This window comes from Cobetia sp., assembly GCF_983723665.1.
The window spans coordinates 12,969-16,858 of sequence record NZ_CFDJES010000065.1 but is presented as its reverse complement, the minus strand read 5'-3'; the positions used below and the strand labels follow the sequence as shown (position 1 = coordinate 16,858).

The window sequence follows — 3,890 nt, the reverse complement described above, 5'->3', positions numbered from 1 at the left end:
GGCCTCGACGGTCGCAAGATGTCCAAGAGCTACAACAACACCATCCCGCTGTTCGGCACCGAGAAGCAGTTGCTCAAGAGCGTGCGCAAGATCAAGACCAACTCGCTGGAGCCGGGCGAGCCGAAGGACCCGGATACCTGTTCGCTGTTCCAGATCTATTCGGCCTTCGCCACCGAGGCGGAAGTCGCCGCCATGCGTGAGCAGTACGCGGCCGGCATCGGCTGGGGCGACGCCAAGAACCAGCTGTTCGAATACCTGAATGATCACCTCAAGGCGCCGCGCGAGCGTTACGTCGAGCTGATGGAAGACCCGGCGCATGTCGAGGCGATCCTCAAGCGTGGCGCCGAGCGGGCCCGCGAAGAGGCCGCACCGATGATGGAGCGCCTGCGTCGCGCCGTCGGCCTGGGCAACTTCCTCTAGGTCGTCCGTCCACGCTGCTCGATCGGCCCCCGTCATCTTCCCGGATGGCGGGGGTTTCTGTTGCTGGCACCGTCGTTTCAGAGGATGACGTCTTCGGGGCTGTCATGCTGATGGCGCCCGGGGCGTGATGTCAGGCATATACCTGCGGGGAATGAAAAGCGTGCTGGAAATTCATTCACAGCTATAAAGCGACGCGTTAGGCTTGCCGCATCAATGCTTCAAGCATGCTGAATACACAAGGGGGTACGACATGAGTCAACACGCGATGCCGGGCAAGGCCAGTGAGCCTGCCCAGCCATCTACCACCATCAACCCTCGCGCCGTCTGGGCGGGTGGGCTGCTGGTCATTGCCTCAGTGCTGCTGAGCCTGGTCGCCGGCTGGCGCCAGGGCCTCCTGTTGCTGATCGGTGGCGCACTGGGCGTGGTGCTCTATCACGCGGCCTTCGGCTTCACCTCCGCCTGGCGAGTGTTCATCACCGAGCGTCGTGGCCGCGGCCTGCGCGCGCAGATGCTGATGCTGGCGATTGCCGTGGTGCTGTTCTTCCCGGTATTGGCAGCGGGCAGCCTGTGGGGACAGGACGTCTCCGGCTTCGTCTCGCCGCTGGGCACCTCCGTGGTGGTCGGCGCCTTCCTGTTCGGCCTCGGCATGCAGCTGGGCGGCGGTTGCGCCTCGGGCACGCTGTTCACCGTCGGCGGCGGCAATGCGCGCATGGTGATCACCCTGATCTTCTTCTGCGTCGGCTCGGTGATCGGCACCGCGCACTTCAGCTGGTGGCAGAGCCTGCCGTCACTGCCCGCCGTCTCGCTGGTGGACAGCTTCGGCGCGCTGGGCGGCATCATCGTCAGCCTGGCGCTGTTCGCCATCATCGTGCTGGTGACGCGCACGCTGGAGAAGCGTCGTCACGGTGAGCTCGAGAAGGCCGCCGTGACCGACAGCCAGCCGCGCGGCCTGTCACGTTTCCTGCGCGGCCCCTGGCCGCTGCTGGCGGGCGCGGTGGCGCTGGCGCTGCTCAACTTCGCCACCCTGGCGCTGGCCGGGCGTCCGTGGGGCATCACCTCGGCCTTCGCGCTGTGGGGCACCAAGGTCTACACCACGCTGGGCTTCGATGTCAGTGACTGGGGTTACTGGCAGGCGGCGGGCAATGCCAAGGCACTGGCGGCACCGCTCTACACGGACATCACCACGGTGATGAACATCGGCATCGTGGTCGGGGCGCTGGCGGCAGCGCTGCTGGCCGGCAAGTTCGCGCCGAAGTGGAACATTCCGCTGCGCTCGCTGGTGGCTGCCGTGCTGGGTGGCCTGCTGCTGGGTTACGGCGCGCGCCTGGCCTTCGGCTGCAACATCGGCGCCTACTTCGGCGGCATCTCCTCCGGCAGCCTGCATGGCTGGCTGTGGCTGGTGATGGCCTTCGCCGGCAACATGCTGGGCGTGAAGCTGCGTCCCTTCTTCGCCCTTGCGCCGCGCAAGCCGGCATCGCGTGCCGATCTGGCCTGAGCCATACCCCGCACGTGACCGCGAACGCCTCGCTCCTTCCCCGTCAGGGGGATGAGCGAGGCGTTTCTCGTCATGCAGTACCCTTGTCTGCGCAACGCATGCCGACCTTGCACAGGCTGCCGGAGATAGCACTGCGCGTGCTATCATCATGCCTTGTTCGCACGTGGAAACTGCACGTCGAAAGGTCCCTCGGACGCCCGGTTGCCAGCAGGTCTTCTGCGGTGCTTCAGCGGGCATGCTGCGCTTGTCTGCCGGCATGCCGAGAAGCTTGCCGAGCGTGAGGTCGTCCCCACTGATTCAAGAGTCTCGCCATGACGGATACTTCCAAGCGCGCCCTGTATGTTCCTTACGCCGGCCCGAGCCTGCTCGAGATGCCGCTGCTCAACAAGGGCAGCGCCTTCAGCCTCGAGGAGCGTGTCAGCTTCAATCTGATGGGCTTGCTGCCGCAGAATGTCGAGAGCATCGAAGAGCAGGTCGCGCGCGTCTACAGCCAGTATCAGCAGTGCGCCACCGACCTCGACAAGCACATCCTGTTGCGCTCGGTGCAGGACGACAACGAGACCCTGTTCTTCCGCGTGATCGAGGAACACCTCGAGGAGATGATGCCGATCATCTACACCCCGACCGTCGGTCAGGCGTGCGAGGAGTTCTCCAACATCTACCGCAACCACCGCGGCCTGTTCATTTCCTACCCGGACCGCGAGCACATGGATGACATCCTGCGCTCCGCGACCAAGGACAACGTCAAGGTCATCGTCGTCACCGATGGCGAGCGTATCCTGGGGCTGGGCGATCAGGGCATCGGCGGCATGGGCATCCCCATCGGCAAGCTGTCGCTGTACACCGCCTGTGGCGGCATCAGTCCGGCCTACACCCTGCCGATCTCGCTGGACCTGGGCACCAACAACCAGAAGCTGCTCGACGACCCGCGCTACATGGGCTGGCGTCACGAGCGCGTCACCGGTGATGACTACAACGCCTTCGTGGCCGAGTTCATCACTGCCGTGAAGCGTCGCTGGCCGAAGGCCATGATCCAGTTCGAGGACTTCGCGCAGGCCAACGCCATGCCGCTGCTCGAGCGTTACCGCGATGAAGTCTGCTGCTTCAACGACGACATCCAGGGTACTGCCTCCGTCGTGGTCGCGACCCTGATGGCGGCCTGCAAGGCCAAGGGCGAGAAGCTCTCCGACCAGCGCGTCACCTTCCTGGGTGCCGGTAGCGCCGGCTGCGGTATCGCCGAGATGATCGTGGTGGCGATGGTCAAGGAAGGCATGGAAGAGGCCGAGGCCCGCAAGCGCGTCTTCATGGTCGATCGCTTCGGTCTGCTGACCAGCGACATGGAAGGCCTCTACGACTTCCAGAGCCGTCTGGCCCACGATATCGACAGCGTGGCCGACTTCGGTGATCGCGGCCTGCTGGATGTGGTCAAGGCCGCCAAGCCGAGCGTGCTGATCGGTGTGTCCGGCCAGCGTGGCCTGTTCAGCGAAGACGTGATCCGTGCCGTGCAGGCCGGCTGCGAGAGCCCGCTGGTGATGCCGCTGTCCAACCCGACCTCACGCGTCGAAGCGACACCGGCGGAAGTCATCGAGTGGACCGACGGCAAGGCGCTGGTCGCCACCGGCAGCCCGTTCGCACCGGTCGAGCACAACGGCCACACCCACGCGATCGCCCAGTGCAACAACGCCTACATCTTCCCGGGCATCGGTCTGGGCGTGCTGGCGTCCAACGCCTCGCGCATCACCGACAACATGCTGATGGCCGCCGCCAACGCGCTGGCCAACAACGCCCCCATCGTCCTGAAGGGCGAGGGTGCGCTGCTGCCGTCACTGGGCGATATCCAGGACATCAGCCGTCAGATCGCCTTCGACGTGGCGCGTCAGGCCCAGACCGATGGTGTGGCGCTGACCTCCAGCGACGAGATCATCCAGGCCAACATCGAGAAGAACTTCTGGCAGCCGCGTTACCGCGCCTACCG

2 protein-coding genes and 1 pseudogene are annotated in these 3,890 nt (G+C 65.2%); all 3 read left to right on the top strand.

Features of this window, described 5'->3' with window-relative positions; all coding sequences use genetic code 11:
• Nucleotides 1-420, top strand: a pseudogene (locus AC4FAH_RS08445) (tryptophan--tRNA ligase); the annotation flags it as partial.
• 250 nt (nucleotides 421-670) lie between these two features.
• Nucleotides 671-1,915: a YeeE/YedE family protein gene (locus AC4FAH_RS08440; RefSeq protein ID WP_244995037.1), complete on the top strand. Its 1,245-nt coding sequence runs from the start codon at nucleotides 671-673 to the stop codon at nucleotides 1,913-1,915.
• Nucleotides 1,916-2,226: 311 nt separating this feature from the next.
• A partial coding sequence (locus AC4FAH_RS08435; protein WP_490245892.1) for an NAD-dependent malic enzyme occupies nucleotides 2,227-3,890 on the top strand: 1,664 nt, incomplete at its 3' end.